Annotated in this window: 14 protein-coding genes; 6 read left to right on the top strand and 8 right to left on the bottom strand. The window is 60.7% G+C overall.

Annotated features, from left to right (window positions below; translation table 11 throughout):
• Positions 1–10: 10 nt before the first annotated feature.
• The 4 genes from ABJN75_RS13630 to ABJN75_RS13645 form a co-directional block, all read right to left on the bottom strand.
• Positions 11–1,093, bottom strand: coding sequence for an ABC transporter ATP-binding protein (locus tag ABJN75_RS13630; protein ID WP_348440133.1), 1,083 nt, complete (start codon positions 1,091–1,093; stop codon positions 11–13).
• A gap of 4 nt (positions 1,094–1,097) precedes the next feature.
• Entirely contained in the window at positions 1,098–2,018 is a 921-nt protein-coding gene (locus ABJN75_RS13635) for a carbohydrate ABC transporter permease (RefSeq protein WP_348440151.1), read from the bottom strand.
• A gap of 13 nt (positions 2,019–2,031) precedes the next feature.
• Entirely contained in the window at positions 2,032–2,937 is a 906-nt protein-coding gene (locus ABJN75_RS13640; RefSeq protein ID WP_348440152.1) for a sugar ABC transporter permease, read from the bottom strand.
• 84 nt (positions 2,938–3,021) lie between these two features.
• Positions 3,022–4,254, bottom strand: coding sequence for an ABC transporter substrate-binding protein (locus ABJN75_RS13645; protein ID WP_348440134.1), 1,233 nt, complete (start codon positions 4,252–4,254; stop codon positions 3,022–3,024).
• 222 nt (positions 4,255–4,476) lie between these two features.
• On the opposite strand from ABJN75_RS13645, the gene ABJN75_RS13650 reads away from it, so the two are divergent.
• The 5 genes from ABJN75_RS13650 to ABJN75_RS13670 all read left to right on the top strand — a co-directional run bounded on the left by ABJN75_RS13650 (position 4,477) and on the right by ABJN75_RS13670 (position 10,616).
• Positions 4,477–5,502, top strand: a complete 1,026-nt coding sequence (locus tag ABJN75_RS13650; protein ID WP_348440135.1) for a LacI family DNA-binding transcriptional regulator — start codon at positions 4,477–4,479, stop codon at positions 5,500–5,502.
• 61 nt (positions 5,503–5,563) lie between these two features.
• A complete protein-coding gene (locus tag ABJN75_RS13655; protein ID WP_348440136.1) occupies positions 5,564–5,890 on the top strand; it encodes a metalloregulator ArsR/SmtB family transcription factor in 327 nt (108 codons plus the stop codon).
• 226 nt (positions 5,891–6,116) lie between these two features.
• Positions 6,117–8,957 carry a molybdopterin oxidoreductase family protein gene (locus ABJN75_RS13660; RefSeq protein ID WP_348440137.1) on the top strand — a complete coding sequence of 947 codons (2,841 nt, stop codon included), beginning with the start codon at positions 6,117–6,119 and terminating at the stop codon, positions 8,955–8,957.
• A complete protein-coding gene (locus tag ABJN75_RS13665; protein ID WP_348440138.1) occupies positions 8,954–9,700 on the top strand; it encodes a 4Fe-4S dicluster domain-containing protein in 747 nt (248 codons plus the stop codon). The genes ABJN75_RS13660 and ABJN75_RS13665 overlap by 4 nt, the downstream gene beginning before the upstream one ends.
• Before the next feature lie 4 nt (positions 9,701–9,704).
• Positions 9,705–10,616 (top strand): DmsC/YnfH family molybdoenzyme membrane anchor subunit, encoded by a 912-nt coding sequence (locus tag ABJN75_RS13670; protein ID WP_348440139.1) that lies wholly within the window; start codon positions 9,705–9,707, stop codon positions 10,614–10,616.
• A gap of 12 nt (positions 10,617–10,628) precedes the next feature.
• Here ABJN75_RS13670 and ABJN75_RS13675 read toward each other — a convergent pair whose 3' ends face one another.
• The 3 genes from ABJN75_RS13675 to ABJN75_RS13685 all read right to left on the bottom strand — a co-directional run bounded on the left by ABJN75_RS13675 (position 10,629) and on the right by ABJN75_RS13685 (position 14,548).
• Entirely contained in the window at positions 10,629–11,663 is a 1,035-nt protein-coding gene (locus ABJN75_RS13675) for a TAXI family TRAP transporter solute-binding subunit (RefSeq protein ID WP_348440140.1), read from the bottom strand.
• Between the two features lie 147 nt (positions 11,664–11,810).
• A complete protein-coding gene (locus ABJN75_RS13680) occupies positions 11,811–12,869 on the bottom strand; it encodes a succinylglutamate desuccinylase/aspartoacylase family protein (RefSeq protein WP_348440141.1) in 1,059 nt (352 codons plus the stop codon).
• Positions 12,870–12,940: 71 nt separating this feature from the next.
• Positions 12,941–14,548, bottom strand: a complete 1,608-nt coding sequence (locus ABJN75_RS13685) for an NAD(P)/FAD-dependent oxidoreductase (protein ID WP_348440142.1) — start codon at positions 14,546–14,548, stop codon at positions 12,941–12,943.
• Positions 14,549–14,725: 177 nt separating this feature from the next.
• Here ABJN75_RS13685 and xseA point away from each other — a divergent pair, with 177 nt between their 5' ends.
• A complete protein-coding gene (xseA, locus tag ABJN75_RS13690; protein WP_348440143.1) occupies positions 14,726–16,312 on the top strand; it encodes an exodeoxyribonuclease VII large subunit in 1,587 nt (528 codons plus the stop codon).
• 79 nt (positions 16,313–16,391) lie between these two features.
• On the opposite strand, the gene ABJN75_RS13695 is transcribed toward xseA, so the two are convergent.
• Positions 16,392–16,618: YbaK/EbsC family protein (locus ABJN75_RS13695; protein WP_348440144.1), on the bottom strand; the 227-nt coding region annotated here is incomplete at its 5' end.

The raw sequence follows: 16,618 nt of genomic DNA on the forward strand, positions 1-16,618 counted from the left end.
TGTACGGGAATTAGAGACGGAGTTCGGATTCTGCATCAAATACGCAGGCGCGCGCCGGATCGAAGCCGATGCGGACATGATCGCCGACGCGCATGCTGGTCTGGCCGTCGACGCGAAAGCGGACTTCACAGCCATCAAGCATCGACCAGACCAGCGTATCGGCGCCCATCGGTTCCACCACATCGACCTCGACTTCAGCCGAATAGCGCTCGGACGAGGCTGCGTCGCCGGCAACGATATGCTCGGGGCGGATGCCGAATATGCCGGGGCCGGATTTGGCCGGGCCGGAGAACGGATAGCTCGACAGATCGATGGTCTGGCCGGCGAAGCGGAAGCCGGGGCTGGCGCCGGCATCGAGATCACCTTCGATGAAATTCATGCCCGGCGATCCCATGAAGCCGGCAACATAAAGATTGACCGGGCGGTTGTAGATCTCGTGCGGGTTGTCGAGTTGCTGGATGGTGCCGGCGCGCATCACCGCAATGCGGTCGGCGAGCGTCAGCGCCTCGATCTGGTCATGGGTGACGTAGATCATCGTGTTCTTGAGTTTCTGGTGCAGCCGCTTGATCTCGACGCGCAGTTCGGCGCGCAGTTTGGCATCAAGATTGGACAGTGGTTCGTCAAACAGGAACACCTCGACGTCGCGGACCAGAGCACGTCCGATTGCGACGCGCTGGCGCTGACCACCGGAAAGTTGCGCCGGCTTGCGCTTGAGCAGCGGTTCGATCTGCAGCACTTCAGCGGCGCGTGCTATGCGGCTGGCTATCTCATCCTTCGGCATGCGGGCATTCTTGAGACCGAAGCCAAGATTGCCCTCCACCGTCATCTGCGGATAGAGCGCGTAGGACTGGAACACCATGCCGATGCCGCGGTTGCTCGGCTCTTCCCAGGTAACGTTTCGGCCGGAGATGATGATCTGGCCATCGGACACATCAAGCAGGCCGGCGATGCAGTTGAGCAGCGTGGACTTGCCACAGCCCGATGGACCGAGCAGCACCAGGAACTCGCCCTCATCGATATCGATGCTCAGAGATTTGAGCACTTCGAGGACGCCGAATTTCAGGGTCAGGTCGCGGACCGATACACTGGTCATGTTGTTATCCCTTCACCGCACCGGCCGCGATGCCGCGCACAAACAGTTTTCCGGAAACGAAATAGACGAAAAGCGGCACGATCCCGGTGAGGATCGTCGCCGCCATGTTGACGTTGTATTCCTTCACGCCCTGGGTCGAATTGACGATGTTGTTGAGCTGCACCGTCATCGGATAGAGGTCGGGCTTGGTGTAGATGACGCCGAACAGGAAGTCGTTCCAGATGCCGGTGACCTGCAGGATCATGGCGACGACGAAGATCGGCAGGCTCATCGGTAGCATGATGCGGAAATAGATCGACCAGAAGCCGGCCCCGTCAATGCGCGCGGCGCGGAACAATTCCTCCGGGATCGACGAAAAGTAATTGCGGAACAGCAGTGTCAGGATCGGCATGCCGAAGACGGTGTGCACCAGCACCAGTCCGGTGAGGCTGCCATAAAGGCCGATCTCGCGCAGGATTATGACGATCGGGTAGATCATCACCTGATAGGGGATGAAGGCCCCGACAATCAGGATTGCAAAGAAGGTTTCGGCGCCCTTGAAGCGCCAGTTGGCCATGGCATAACCGTTTACCGAGGCGATGATGATCGACAGGATCACCGAGGGCACGAGAATTTGAACCGAGTTCCAGAAACCGCGTGACAGTCCGTCGCAATTGAGCCCGGTGCAGGCCTCCGACCAGGCCTTGACCCATGGCTGAAAGGTGATTTCCACCGGCGGCGAGAAGATGTTGCCGAGCCGGATTTCCGGCATGCCCTTGAGCGAGGTGATAACCATCACATACAGCGGCAGCAGATAATACAGCGCCACCACGATCAGGGTGCCATAAAGCATGATGTTGCGCCGGGTGAAGCGCTTGCGCGGCTTGCGGCCACGCGGCCCCTCAAGCGGAACCACCGATTGGCTGATGGGGTTTCCGGACGGCATGGTAAATATTGAATCAGACACGACGTCCCTTGCCTCCAAATTCGAGATAAGCCCAGGGCACGACAACGATGACCACGGTGAGCAGCATCATGGTCGAGGCGGCAAAGCCCTGGCCAAGATTCTGCGACAGGAACATGGTGTCGTAGACATATTTGGCCGGCACTTCCGAGGCGATGCCGGGTCCCCCGCCGGTCTGGGCTACAATCAGATCGTAGACCTTGATGATGCCGGAGGTGACCAGCACGAGGGCAGTGACAAAGATGCCGCGCATCATCGGAATGACAACGAACATGTAGGTTTTCCAGGTCGGGATGCCGTCGATGCGGCAAGCCTTCCAGATATCCTCGTCAATGCCGCGCAGGCCTGCAAGCATCAGGCACATAATCAGCCCGGTCTCATGCCAGAGCCCGGCTATCAACACGCCGTAGATGACAATGTCGGAATTGTAGAGCGGGTCGAAGGCGAAACTGGTCCAGCCCAAAGACCGGACCACATTCTGGACGCCGAAATCCGGGTTGAGAATCCACTGCCAGGCAAGGCCGGTGACGATGAAGCTCAAGGCGAAGGGATAGAGAAAGATGGTGCGGAAGGTGTTTTCAAAGCGGATCTTCTGATCAAGCAGCGCTGCCAGAAGGAAGCCGCCGACCATGACAAAAATCAATGAGAGCACGCCGTAAATCGCCAGATTTTCGATCGAAATGAGCCATTTGCTGCTCGACCACAACCGCTCATACTGATCGAAGCCGACGAACTTCTCACGCGGCAGCAATTTCGAATTGGTGAATGAATAGAGGACGGTCCAAAGCGTACCGCCAACGAAAACCACCAGGACGGTCAAGATCATCGGGATTGCAGCGATCTTGGCATTGGCGTTGCGGAACCAATTTGAGGGGCGTTTGCTTCGCGCCATCGCGTCCACTTTCCTGCTCATCAAATGAATTGATATCGAGAATCGCCGGTCCCGCCATGACGGGACCAGCTTCAAGGATGATCCGGCTAAAGATCAGTCAGCAGACGCGACGAGGTCGGCAAAGGTCTTTTGCGCACCCTCGGCAGTGATCGATGTGTCGTTGAAGAACTGCACGAACAGATCGTTGATCTGCTGCAGCGAGTCCGGTGACATCAGCTGGTCGGGGGCCTGGATGATGTTGCCCTTGGAAAGGATCTCGAGACCCTTCTTCATGCAGTCATTGGCGGCAGTCAGATCGACATCGCCGCGAACCGGCAAGGAACCCTTTTTCAGATTGAAGGCAACCTGGGTTTCCGGAGACAGCATCACCGATGCGAGCACACCTTGTGCTTCAGTCTGGGCTGCATCGTCGAGTTTCGGGAAGTAGAACGCATCCCCGCCGGTCTGGATCACCTCATTGACGCCAAGGCCGGGCAGGCAGGTATAGTCGGTGCCTGCGACCTGGCCTGCAACCTGGAATTCACCCTGAGCCCAATCGCCCATGATCTGGCCGGCAGCCTTGCCGGTGATCACCAGATTGGTGGCCTGGTTCCAGTCCTGAACGTTCGAGCCGGCCGACATTGCCCGGGCCTTGTCGGCAGCCTGGAAAACCTTTGCCAGTTCGGGACCGGCGGCCAGTTCGGCATCCTTTTCGCCGAAGATCTTGGTGTAGGCATCCGGACCTGCGAGGGCTACCAGCAGAACCTGGAAGGCCAACGTGGTCTGCCAGGGCTGCTGGCCGACTGCGAGCGGAATAATACCGGCAGCTTCAAGCTGCGGCGCGGCAGCGACATACTCGTCCCAATTGCCGGGCACCGGCACACCGGCCTTCTCGAAGGCCGCGTTGGACAACCACAACCACTGCTGCGAGTGGATGTTGACCGGCACGCAATAGATCCGGCCATCCAGTGTGCAGCTGTCGAGCAGGCTTGGCGGATTGACGATGTCTTTCCAGCCTTCCTTTTCGGCAATATCGGTGAGGTCGAGCATCAGGCCGGCTTCGACAAGCTCCTCGGCCTGACGGCCGTGGTTGAACTGGGTGGCGCCCATCGGATCGCCACCGGTGATGCGGCTGATCATGATCGGGCGGGCAGTGCCGCCGGAACCGGCGATGGCGCCGTCGACCCATTTGTTGCCAGTGGCGTCAAACGCCTTGGCGAATTCTGCGACGGCCGCGGCTTCACCACCGGATGTCCACCAGTGGGTGACTTCAAGATCCACGGCATTGGCCGCGGTGGAAAGCACCAGCGTCGAGGCGCCAGCCAGAAAAAGCTTGAGTGTGTTCATCGATTTCCCTCCCAGGATTATTCCTCCTCCCGGTCCGGTCGCGCTCCAGCAACAGCCCGGGCTCGCTGGTGTCCTCACACCATTTCAATCGATTACATTGCGAGTGAGACTAGGCCGCTGCAATCGATTACATAAAGGTTGACCGTGAAGCGAATTGGAGTCAAGTGATATTTGCCGACGGCGCTTCAATGCTGTTTCGGGAGACTGGGAATACCGACTGTCATGGAATCAAGAGCGCCGAGGATCACCGATGTTGCCAGACTTGCAGGCGTGTCTACCGCGACGGTCAGCCGGGCGCTGAGCAAGCCGGAAACCGTTGCTGAATCAACACGTTTAATGGTTCTGGCGGCGGCGGAGCAAACCGGATACCGGGTCAACCTCTCTGCCCGCAATCTCCGGCGCCAGCGCACCGGCGCCATCGTCGTGCTGATGCCGAATCTGGGCAATCCGTTTTTCTCGGAGATTCTGGCGGGCATCGAGACGGCGCTGTCAAATGCAGATTTCAACATGCTCGTCGTCGACACGAGACAGGCGCATACCAAGCCGCAACTGGTCTGGGAGTACCTGCACGCAACCCGCGCCGACGGCATTATCGCGCTCGATGGATCGTTGCCCGACGAGGTCCTGTCGGCGGCCAACTCCGGCGCCGGCGTCCCACCGGTGATTTTTGCCTGCGAATGGACGCCGAAAGGGCGGTTTCCTTCGGTGCGCGTCAACAATGCCCGCGGCGCCGAGCTGGCGATATCCCATCTGGCCGGCCTTGGTCACCGCAAGATCGGCATGATCGCCGGACCCCGGCACAACGTGCTGACCGGCGCCAGGACCGGGGGCGCGATGGCGCGGCTCGCGGCACTGGGGTTGCAGTTTGATCCTTCCCATCTCTTTCCGGGAGATTTCAGCCTCGACGCCGGTGCCCAGGCGGCGCTTGCGTGGCTCAAGCTGACGGACCGACCCAGCGGCGTATTCTGCCAGTCGGACCAGATGGCGTTCGGTTTTGTGTCGGAGCTGGTCCGGCATGGCGTTTCCGTTCCCGACGATGTTTCCGTCGTCGGATTCGACGACATCGATATCGCCGACCGCTTCATTCCGGCGCTGACTACACTGCGGCAACCGCGCACCCGCCTTGGAGTCCTTGCTGCGGAATTGCTGATCGGCCATATCCAGTCGAATTTCAGCCTGGCGATCGAAACCACTGTGCTTGAGGTGGAATTGATCGTGCGCGACAGTACAAGGGCCATCGATGGTTGAAAAATTGAGGTAGGCTCTTTATATAAGAGTTATTAAATGTTCAGGAAATGGAACGCCGGTCATGCTCGACACCCAGGATATGCTTGAAATGGAACCGCGCATGAGCGACGCGGCAAAGCTGATGGAAATGCTGTCGCAGCCGGTGCGTTTGCGCATTCTGTGCATTCTGCTCGACGGCGAATACAGCGTTCTCAAGCTGGCCGACATGGCGGGCCTGTCACAGCCGGCGATGTCACATCACCTGCGCAAGCTGCGCGATGCCGACCTGGTCAATACACGGCGCGACGCCCAGACAATCTATTATTCGCTCAAAGGCAAGGAAGTTTCAGCCGTACTTGAGGTATTGCACCGTCTGTATTGCAAACCCAACGGAAAAACCGTCTGCTAGCCAATTCCGTGAACCGGCGAAATCGTCCTGTGCGCCGATGCCCCGTGTCATGATTTTCTCCCAACTGGTCTTACCATAAGACAGCCTGGTTCTATGCCCCGGTCTTGACATTTGGCTGGCCGGAGGGTCCGCTTGGCATGCGTACCGGCCAGAGGTTCGCCACCGAACCGCGGCACCAGGCCGGGTGCTGGCCAATGCATCGGGCCACATGTATTCGGGGGAATGAATGAGCCAGACCAACGCGGTGCGACACGCCGCCGACGACAAGACCGAAATTCGCAAAACCACCTGTTACATGTGCGCCTGCCGCTGCGGCATCAATGTCCATTTGACCGACGGCAAGGTCCGCTACATCGAAGGCAACAGGAATCATCCGATCAACAAGGGAGTGCTCTGCGCCAAAGGTTCGGCGGGCATCATGCAGCATTACTCACCGGCACGGCTGAAAAAGCCGCTGCTGAGAACCGGCGAACGCGGCTCCGGCGAATTCAAGGAAATCGAATGGGACGAGGCACTGGATCTGGCCGCTGATTGGCTCGGCGAGGTGCGGCGCACCGATCCGCGCAAGCTGGCCTTTTTCACCGGGCGCGACCAGAGCCAGTCGATGACCGGCTGGTGGGCGCAAGCATTCGGCACGCCGAACTATGCCGCTCATGGCGGTTTTTGCTCGGTCAACATGGCGGGCGCCGGCATCTACACGATGGGCGGCGCGTTCTGGGAATTCGGCGCACCGGATTGGGAGAAGACCGAATTGTTCATGATTTTCGGCGTGGCCGAGGATCATGATTCCAACCCGATCAAGATGGGGCTTGGCAAACTGAAGGAACGCGGCGTCAAGGTGATCGGCGTCAATCCGGTGCGCACCGGCTACAATGCCATCGCCGACGAATGGCTTGGCATCACGCCGGGCACTGACGGGCTGTTGATTCTGGCGCTGGTGCACGAATTGATGCGCACCGGCAAGATCGATGTCGACTATCTGATCCGTTATACTAATGCACCCTGGCTGGTGATCGACAACCCCGGCGGCGCCGACGATGGCCTGTTTGCACGCGATGAAGAAGGCATAGCCCTGGTGGCCGAGCGGGAGAGCGGCAAGGCCACATCGTCTGCCACACCGGGGATCAGGCCGGCGCTCAAAGGTCGCTTCGAATTGCCGGACGGGCGTCACGCCACACCGGTGTTCGAACTGCTCGCTCAAAAATATCTCGATGAGCAATATGCGCCTTCTGCCGTGGCCGCCAGGACCGGAATCGAAGCGGGGACCATTGTGCGCATTGCCGGCGAAATCGCCGAGGCGGCTTTCGAGCGCGAAGTGATCATCGAACAACCCTGGACCGACATGAAAGGCGAACGCCATGAGCGGATGATCGGGCGTCCGGTGGCGTTTCACGCCATGCGCGGCATCTCGGCGCATTCCAACGGTTTCCAGACCTGCCGCGCGCTGCACATGCTGCAGATCCTTGTCGGATCGATCGATTGCCCCGGCGGCTTCCGGTTCAAACCGCCCTATCCGCGTCCGGTCGCCGGTCAGCCGCGCCCGCATGGCGGCGCCTGCGCCGACACCGCGCTTGCCGGGCCGCATCTGGGCTATCCGCGCGGGCCGGAGGATCTGCTGCTGGAAGCAGATGGCGAGACCGGGCAGCGCATCGACAAGGCGTTTTCCTGGGATGCGCCACTGTCGGCGCACGGCATGATGCACATGGTGATTTCCAACGCCCACGCGCGTGATCCCTACGGCATTGATGTGTTGTTCATGTACATGGCCAACATGGCGTGGAATTCATCGATGAACTCGTCGTCGGTGATGGATATGCTGACCGACAAGGATGAAAACGGCGACTACGTCATTCCGAAGATCATCTATTCGGACGCCTATTCATCTGAAATGGTGGCGTTTGCCGATCTGATCCTGCCCGACACCACCTATCTCGAGCGGCACGACTGCATATCGCTCCTGGACCGGCCGATCAGCGAGCCCGAGGCGATGTGCGATTCGATCCGCTGGCCGGTGGTTGAGCCTGACCGCGACGTGCGCGGCTTCCAGAGCGTGCTGCTCGATCTCGGTGCCCGGCTGAAGCTTCCGGGCATGGTCGATGTGGATGGAAAGCCGGTTTACACCGATTACGCCGACTATATCGTCAATCACCAGCGCAAGCCGGGCATCGGGCCGCTGTCGGGCTGGCGTGGCGAGAGAGGAGGCAAGACCGGGCGCGGCGGGCCCAATCCGGACCAGCTCAAGCGCTACATCGAAAATGGCGGCTTCTCGCAGGTGCATGTGCCGACGGAAGCACATTACTTCAAACATGCCAACCGGGCATGGAGCGACTGGGCGATTGAAAAGGGCCTGCAGGACGGGCCGGTGGAAAACATCTTCCAGCTTTACCTCGAACCCTTGCGCAAGTTTCAGCTTGCTGCCGAAGGCAAGATCAAACCGATGCCGCCGGAACATCACCGGGAGCGGATCAAGTCTTGTTTCGATCCGCTGCCAACCTGGTATCCGCCCTTTGCGGACGACGGATTGAAAGAAGACGCCTATCCGCTGCATGCCATCACCCAGCGTCCTGCTGCGATGTACCATTCCTGGGGATCGCAAAATGCCTGGCTGCGACAGATTCACGGTGAGAACGCGCTGTATGTCCCGGGCGATGTCTGTGATCGGGAAGGATTGGTAAATGGTGATTGGGCGCTGGTCTCCTCGCAATCGGGCGAGATCAGGGTCAGGATTGCCCGCATGAACGCTGTCAACAGCTCGACATTGTGGACCTGGAACGCCATCGGCAAGCGGTCCGGAGCCTGGGCGCTGGACAAGGATGCGCCGGAGGCAACACGCGGCTTCCTGCTCAACCACCTGATTGACGAGTTGCTGCCGCCAAAGGGCGATGGCCGGCGCTGGGCCAATTCCGACCCGATCACCGGTCAGGCGGCCTGGTTCGATCTGCGGGTGGCTATCCGCAGGGACCCCGACCAGACCAGCGGGCAAAGCCTGCCGCACAAAACCGCCCAGAAAAATCCGGTGGGCGCGGCACCTTTTGCAGTGAGCTTCGGCAAGGGGCATTCAAAATGACCAGTCTTCCCGCCTCCACCGAAAAAAGGCTTGGCCTTGTCATTGATCTGGATACCTGTGTCGGGTGTCACGCCTGCGCCGTCAACTGCAAGGAATGGAACACCAGCGCCGGTGCTTCGCCGCTGTCGGATGTCGACGCCTATGGAGCGGAAACCTCGGGCGCGTGGCTCAACCGGATCCACACCTTCGAAGTAACCCCTGCTGACGCGCCTGCGCAAATTGTGCATTTTCCAAAATCCTGCCTGCATTGCGATGATGCGCCCTGCGTGACCGTGTGTCCGACCGGCGCCAGCCACAAGCGCAGCGAGGACGGCATCGTGCTGGTCACCGAAGACATGTGCATCGGTTGCGGGCTGTGCGCCTGGGCCTGTCCCTATGGCGCGCGTGAAATGGACCCGGTCGAGAATGTGATGAAGAAATGCACCTTGTGCGTTGACCGGATCTACAGCGATAGCCTGCCCGAGGAAGACCGGATTCCGGCCTGTGTACGCACCTGCCCGTCAAGTGCTCGCCATTTCGGCGATTTCAATGACCCCGATTCAAACGTTTCCCAACTGGTCGTGGAACGCGGCGGCATCGATTTGATGCCGGAGATGGGCACAGGTCCGGTCAACAAGTACCTGCCGCCGCGGCCAAAGACGCGCCCGGCACCTGCTCAACCGGCATTTGCCGCCCGTCTGGACAACCCAAAACCCGAGGGTTTCCTGGGCTGGCTGGACGCGGCGCTCGACAAACTCGGATAATTCCATGCACCCTGCTGTTTCCGTCATCTTTTTTACCGTCAGTTCCGGAGCCGGCTTCGGACTGATCTTTCTGCTCGGGCTGGGCTTTCCGGTCGGCGGCGGTGCGGGCCGTGCATTGCTGATATGCCTTGCCGGCGGTGGACTTGCGGTGGCCGGGCTGCTGGCCTCGACGTTCCATCTCGGACATCCCGAACGCGCCTGGCGAGCGCTCAGCCAGTGGCGCTCAAGCTGGTTGTCCCGCGAAGGAATTGCGGCCATTGCGACGCTCATCCTGTTCGCGGTCTACGGGCTCGTCTGGATGGTGACGGGCGCGAGGCCGCTGCTTCTCGGCGCGCTTGTCTCGCTTGGCGCTGTGATGACCGTGTTCACCACATCGATGATCTATGCCCAGCTCAAAACCGTGCCGCAATGGAAAACGCCGCTGACGCCGCTGGTTTATCTCGGTTTCGCACTCGGCTCCGGGTGGCTGCTGGCCTCCGGCTTCGGCAATCATGCAGCACCCGAACCTTGGGGAATTGCCTTTGTCGGTCTCGCCTGGGCAATTAAATGGGCCTGGTGGGTCCGTGCGGGCCGCGCTCGGCTGTCAGATGCCGGGTCGACACCCGAAACAGCGACGGGACTTGGCTTTATCGGCAAGGTGCGGCTGCTCGAATCCCCGCACACGGGTGAGAATTACCTCACAAGGGAGATGGTCCATCGCATCGGCCGCAAACATGCGCGGACCTTGCGCATGCTGGCGCTGGTGCTCGGCGGCGGTGTGCCGATTGCGATTCTGATCATCATGGCGCTCAGCGATGCGCCGGTCCTGTTCAATCTCGTGGCGGCCATGTCGATGCTCACCGGATTGCTGGCCGAGCGCTGGCTGTTCTTCGCTGAAGCCGAACACGCCGTATCGCTTTACTACGGGCACCGGTAAACCGGCGCAGTCCTATCTGATCAGGCCTGCTTCGCGGTAATATTTTTCTGCGCCCGGATGCAGGGGAATGCCTATGCCATTCAAGGCGGATTGCGTGGTGACCGATTTGCCCTTGGCGTGTCCGACATCAAGCAGTTTGCGGGTGTTGGCGTTCCACAGAGCTTTGGTGATGTCATAGATAAGACCATCGTCCTGTTTGATGCTGGTAAGCCATTGCGCACCAACGGCAACGGTATCGACACCTGCAACACCCTGATAGACGCCGTCCGGTATTGTGTCCTTGGAGAAAAACGAGTATTCGATCAGCATCGCATCCACTTCAGGACCGGAGACCGGGATCAGCACGACGTCGGCGCTTGAGGCAAGCTCAGCAAGTGTTTGCGCCGGATAGCCGCCGACAAAGAACAACGCATCCAGTTCGCCGTTGCGGATGGCGTCTGATGCGGGACCCGGCTTGAGGTTAACGGCGACAAGGTCGGTCGCAGAGACTCCAAAGGCCTCAAGGATCAACGCCGCATCGGCATAGGTGCCCGACTCCGGTTCATCGAGTGAAACCCGTTTGCCCCTGAGATCGGCAACGGATTTTATTCCCGACGCCTTTGAAGCCACCAGGTGGATGTGTTCGGCATACAGTGCGGCGATAACGCGCAGATCCCGCATCGGCTCCTGGCCTTCAAACGTACCGGTGCCCGAATAAGCCCAGTAGGCGACATCGGACTGGGAGAATCCCGAGCTCAATGTTCCTGACGTGATTGCGCTGACATTGGCAATCGAGCCATGGGAGAACTGTGCGACCGCAACCAGATCGGGAACGCCGCAGGAACCGCCTTCATCGCACCCCCGCGAGCCGGGCGGATTGGAAATCGAGCTGGCGATTGCGCTGGCAAGTGGGAAATAGGTTCCGCCAATCCCGGCTGTGCCGATGCTGAAATAGGTCACGTCCTGAGCCTCAACATGATCCTGCGCCATGGCCGGGCTGGAAGCCATGGATGCTGCCAGCACAACAACCTTCACGGCACGCAGCAGCACTGTTGTCCGAATTCTCATTTGCCTCTCCCTTTTGTTGTCGCGGAGGCGTTCACGGATCGTCCGCCAGCATCCTGATGTTGCCGTCAAAGTCGCGGTTTCATACGCCAAAGTCAAAGCGGGGACATCTTCGAAAACCAGCATCGGGTGGACAGAGACGACTAAGGTTCAGTCTTCCAGCGCGCCGATACGTGCGGAGGGTGAAGCAGCATCGCCGACAAGTTTGAGCAGATCATCTCCCATTCGGATGAAACGGCGCATCCGTCTGGTCAGAACAAAACCCGATTGTGGCGCATGCACGGCAATTGCCCCATCTGGTTCACCCGGACGCACGATGATTTCAGCCACCAGCTGGCCCGTCTCAACCCGCTCGCCGGGCGCAACGTGATAGAGGATGGTGCCGCCAACAGGCGCACGCACCATTTCCACATTGGCTATCGGCCTGGCGACGAACTCAGGACTGAGTTGTGCCGGCGCCGAGCCGTCCGCGGCGATTACGCCGCGCATCACCAGAAACCGGTACAGCCCCTGCGCGTCCTTGCGCGCCAGAACAGGGTCGACATCAAGCTGGCCACGAAGTTCGACCGTGGTGGCGCAAAGCCCTGCGAAGTTGCCGTCGCCTGCCCTGGCGCGCATCTGCGCGAATGCCGCTTCCTCAAACGCACAATCAGACCCGACACTCCAGAGCACGGCTGCTTGCGCATCCAGGCACGCCGCCAGATCGGACATTTCGGGCCAGAGTGGTTCGGGAACGTAGAGATACTGCACGCCTTCGTCATCGCAATGCAGATCAAGAACAATCGGATGGTTGTCGGCCAGTTCCAGAAGCCGGCTTTTGAGCCTGCGGTCAGCAAACACGGCGGACGACGGTTGATCAAGGGTGCGTACGCCGCGCTCATCGGGTATCGGAAAATCGCGGTTGAAGTTGGTTCGGTTTCCCGAGGAAAACCGTCCCATGTGCTGGCTGAACAGGTGCTGCGCCGCACCGACTGGGTTGGCCTGGGGAACCAGCGTCACCGATCCGAGCAACCGGCCTTCGGCTTCGGCCTTGACGAGTTCAGGGATCAGGTAATGCAGTGCCGCGGGCCCCGGCCGTTCATCGGCGTGCAGGGCAGACTGAATGTAGGCGTCGGGCGCTGAACTATCCAGACCGGCCAGCCGGTGAACAACCAGTTCATAGGCAATGCCAGGGGTTTCGCCTGCAAGATTTTCGATCTCGGTTTTCATTGCGTGTCACCTTGAAAAGAAGAATGGATTCCGGTCTTTGCATCCAGCGCCAGCCGCCCTGCGGCTCACGCTTACACCCGCCGGGCGCGGATGTCGTTTAGAATTTCGCGCGCCGCATTGTGTCCCGGAACGCCGGTGACGCCGCCGCCGGGATGGGTGGATGACCCGCACATGTAAAGACCCGGCAAAGGCGCGCGATAGGCGCCATGGCCCAATACCGGCCGCGCTGAAAACAACTGGTTGAGGCTGAGCTTGCCATGAAAGATGTCGCCGCCGACAAGCGACAGCACCCGCTCGAGATCGAGCGGCGAAAGCACCTGACGGGCAATCACGCTGTCCTTGAACCCGGGGGCATGCCGGTCCACCGTGCCAATCATCAGATCCGCGACGGCCCCGCGGTGATCGTCCCAGGATGACCCGCCGGGAAACCCGTCGGGCAGGACCGGGGCGACATGCTGACAGAACAGGCTGGCGACATGCTTGCCTTCGGGCGCAAGGGTGGTGTCGAGCGTCGACGGAATCAACATCTCGACAATTGGCTGGCGCGACCAGCCATGGGCGCGGGAATCGATGTAGGCGCGGTCCATGTAGTCAAGCGAGGGCGCAATGATGATGCCTGCGGTGAGGTGATCGCCAGGTCCGGGCCGCGCGGTGAAACTCGGCAGGCGGTCGAGCGCCACATTCATCCGGAACGTGCCTGAGCCGCTTTGCCAATGGCCGATCCGGCGGCGAAAATCCTCTGGCAGCGGTGCTTCCGAGAGAAGATTGCCGACCAGCAGTTGCGGGTGAATGTTGGAGGCGACAAGATCCGCGTCGTACCGGTCACCATTCTCGCTGACAACGGTGCTGACCCGGCCCTTGCGGGTTTCGATTGTCGCCACAGCAGCACCGGTTTTCACAACCACGCCCTTTTCCTCGCAGGCACGCTGCATCGCTGCGGTTATCGCGCCCATTCCGCCGATGGCATGGCCCCAGGCGCCGCGCTTGCCGTTGACCTCGCCAAAGCAATGATGAAGCAGCACATAACCCGTACCCGGAGTATGGGGACTGACCCAGGCGCCGACAATGCCATCGAATCCGAACAGGGCCTTGACCGGATCGCTTTCGAACCAGCGATCGAGAATCTCGGCGGCAGAGCAGGTGAAGAGATCTAGCACATCCCGGCGTGCTTCCAGCGAGAGATCGGCAAAACGTCTGCCAAGCGACACCGTTTTGAGAAGGTCAGGGATGGCCGAAAGCCAGTTTCCCTCGGTCACATTGGGCGGCGTGCGCAGCAGCAGATCGCGCAGCACGGAGGCGGCATTTTCGAGCATCCGGTCATAGCCATCGAGCGCTTCGGCGTCACGCTCAGAGAATTGCGCCACCGATGCTCTGGTGCGCCCGGGTCCCGCTTCGAGCGCCCGGCCATCAGCCAGCGGCAGGAAGTTTCCCATGCGCCGCTCGACAATTTCCAGTCCGTGACGGCAAAGATCGAGATCGGCGATCACCTTGGGATTGAGCAGCGAAACCGTGTAGGAGGCCAGGGAGTTGCGAAAACCCGGATGGAATTCCTCTGTCACCGCGGCCCCGCCGACAATCTGGCGTTTTTCCAGAACCGTGACCTTGTGTCCGGCCGCGGCCAGGTACCAGGCGCAGACCAGGCCGTTATGGCCGCCGCCGATCACGACAATTTGCTTCATGTAGACTATCCCCGCGCTATACGGGTCTCATCCTGCACCGGGAGCCGGGACAGGCGCAATGGTGCGCGGCAAGCAGACGCAGGGAGATCAGCCAAAGGTTGGCTTTGACTGCAATTGCGGGCATTGCAAGCAGCCTGTCACACTTGACTGCGGCCATCCCATGGTGCGCAATAGCTCATGCCTGATCAACTCGATGATTCGCCGACAAACGCCACGGAATTTACCGTCAGCGAACTGTCCGGCTCGATCCGCAGGACTGTTGAGGACGCCTTCGGTTTCGTGCGGGTGCGTGGCGAAATTTCCGGTTATCGCGGACCCCATTCATCGGGTCACGCATATTTCTCACTCAAGGACGACAAGGCTCGCATCGAGGCGGTAATCTGGAAAGGCGTGTTCTCGCGGCTCAAGCACCGTCCCGAAGAGGGGCTGGAAGTGATCGCCACCGGCAAGATCACCACCTATCCGGGATCGTCCAAATACCAGATCGTCATTGAAGCGATCGAGCCCGCAGGCGCCGGCGCGCTGATGGCGCTGCTGGAGGAACGGCGGCGCAGGCTTGCGGCTGAAGGCCTGTTTGACGAGGCCCGCAAGCAATTGCTGCCCTTCATGCCAAGTGTGATCGGGGTTGTGACGTCACCCACAGGCGCGGTGATTCGCGACATTCTCCACCGGCTTGAAGACCGGTTTCCGGTCCATGTGATCGTCTGGCCGGTGCGGGTGCAGGGCGAAACATCCGGCCAGGAAGTGGCGCGGGCGATCGAAGGGTTCAATTCCTTCACTGTCAACGGACCCATTGCCCGGCCGGACCTGATCATCGTCGCCCGCGGCGGTGGCAGTCTCGAGGATCTCTGGGGTTTCAACGATGAGGCGGTGGTGCGCGCGGCGGCCCAATCGGATATCCCGCTGGTTTCGGCGGTCGGCCATGAAACCGACTGGACACTGATCGACCATGCCAGCGACCGCCGGGCGCCAACGCCGACGGGTGCGGCGGAAATGGCGGTGCCGGTGAAAGCCGATCTGGTGGCGCAAGTTGCCGGTTTGGCGGCACGGCTCAAATCCGCGCAATCGCGCGGGCTCGACCGCCGGCGCGAAGCCGTCCGGGCACTGGCGCGGGCGCTGCCGACGCTCGACAGCGTGCTGGCACTGCCCCGGCAGCGGCTCGACCGGTCGGGTCAGGGGCTGGGCCAGGCATTGCAACTCAACACCGCCAACCGCCGCCAAAGCTTCGAGCGCCAGGCCGGGCGGGTGACGCCAGTGGCGCTGGTCTCGGCAATTCGCGACAAACGGCAATTGGTGCGCGACAAGACCGTTCGCGCCGACAGGGCGCAGGAGCGCCGGCTTGAGGCCTGGCGATCCCGTCTGGACCGCTACGCGCTGGTGCTTGGCGCGGTTCCGCGCCGGATCGCGGAAGCGCAAACCCGTGAGCGGGACCGCCTCGCCGGCCTGCATCACCGGGCCGACGTCGCCGTGACCCAGATGCTCAGCCAAAGACGGCAGGGGCTGGGCGCACAAGCCAGGATGCTGCAATCCCTGTCTTATCACAGTGTTCTGGGCCGGGGTTTTGCGGTGATTCGCGATCAGGAGCGCACTGTCGTGTCGCGCGCCGCCGGGATTGATGCCGGAAGCATGCTGGCCATCGAGTTCGCCGATGGCGAAGTCGCAGTATTTGCAAGCAGCGCCGATCAACCGATGTCCAAACCCAAAAAGCAAACCCGGAGCAAATCCGCCAAACCGCCGGAACCGGGTCAGGGCAGCCTGTTCTGAAACTGAAGCCGGCGGGAAATCCGGGCCGAAACGCTGGGGCGTGGCTGTGTATCAACGCGTCATTCCTGCCCTTGGCAGTTCAGACGACGATACTGGCTGCGACCGCCTTGAGCGCGCGCTGTGCATCCGCGGGATCCAGCCGCAGTTGCAGCCCGCGCTGACCGGCATTGATGAAGACATAGGGTTCAAGGAGAGCGGCTTCCTCGATGGCGACAGCTACCTGCTTCTTCTGACCAAACGGGCTGATGCCGCCGACATGATATCCGGTGAGCCGCTCCGCATCGGCTGGCTTCATCATGGCCGCCG

Origin of the sequence: Hoeflea sp. (assembly GCF_039975035.1) — a bacterium.
In the GTDB taxonomy this organism is placed as follows: domain Bacteria; phylum Pseudomonadota; class Alphaproteobacteria; order Rhizobiales; family Rhizobiaceae; genus Hoeflea.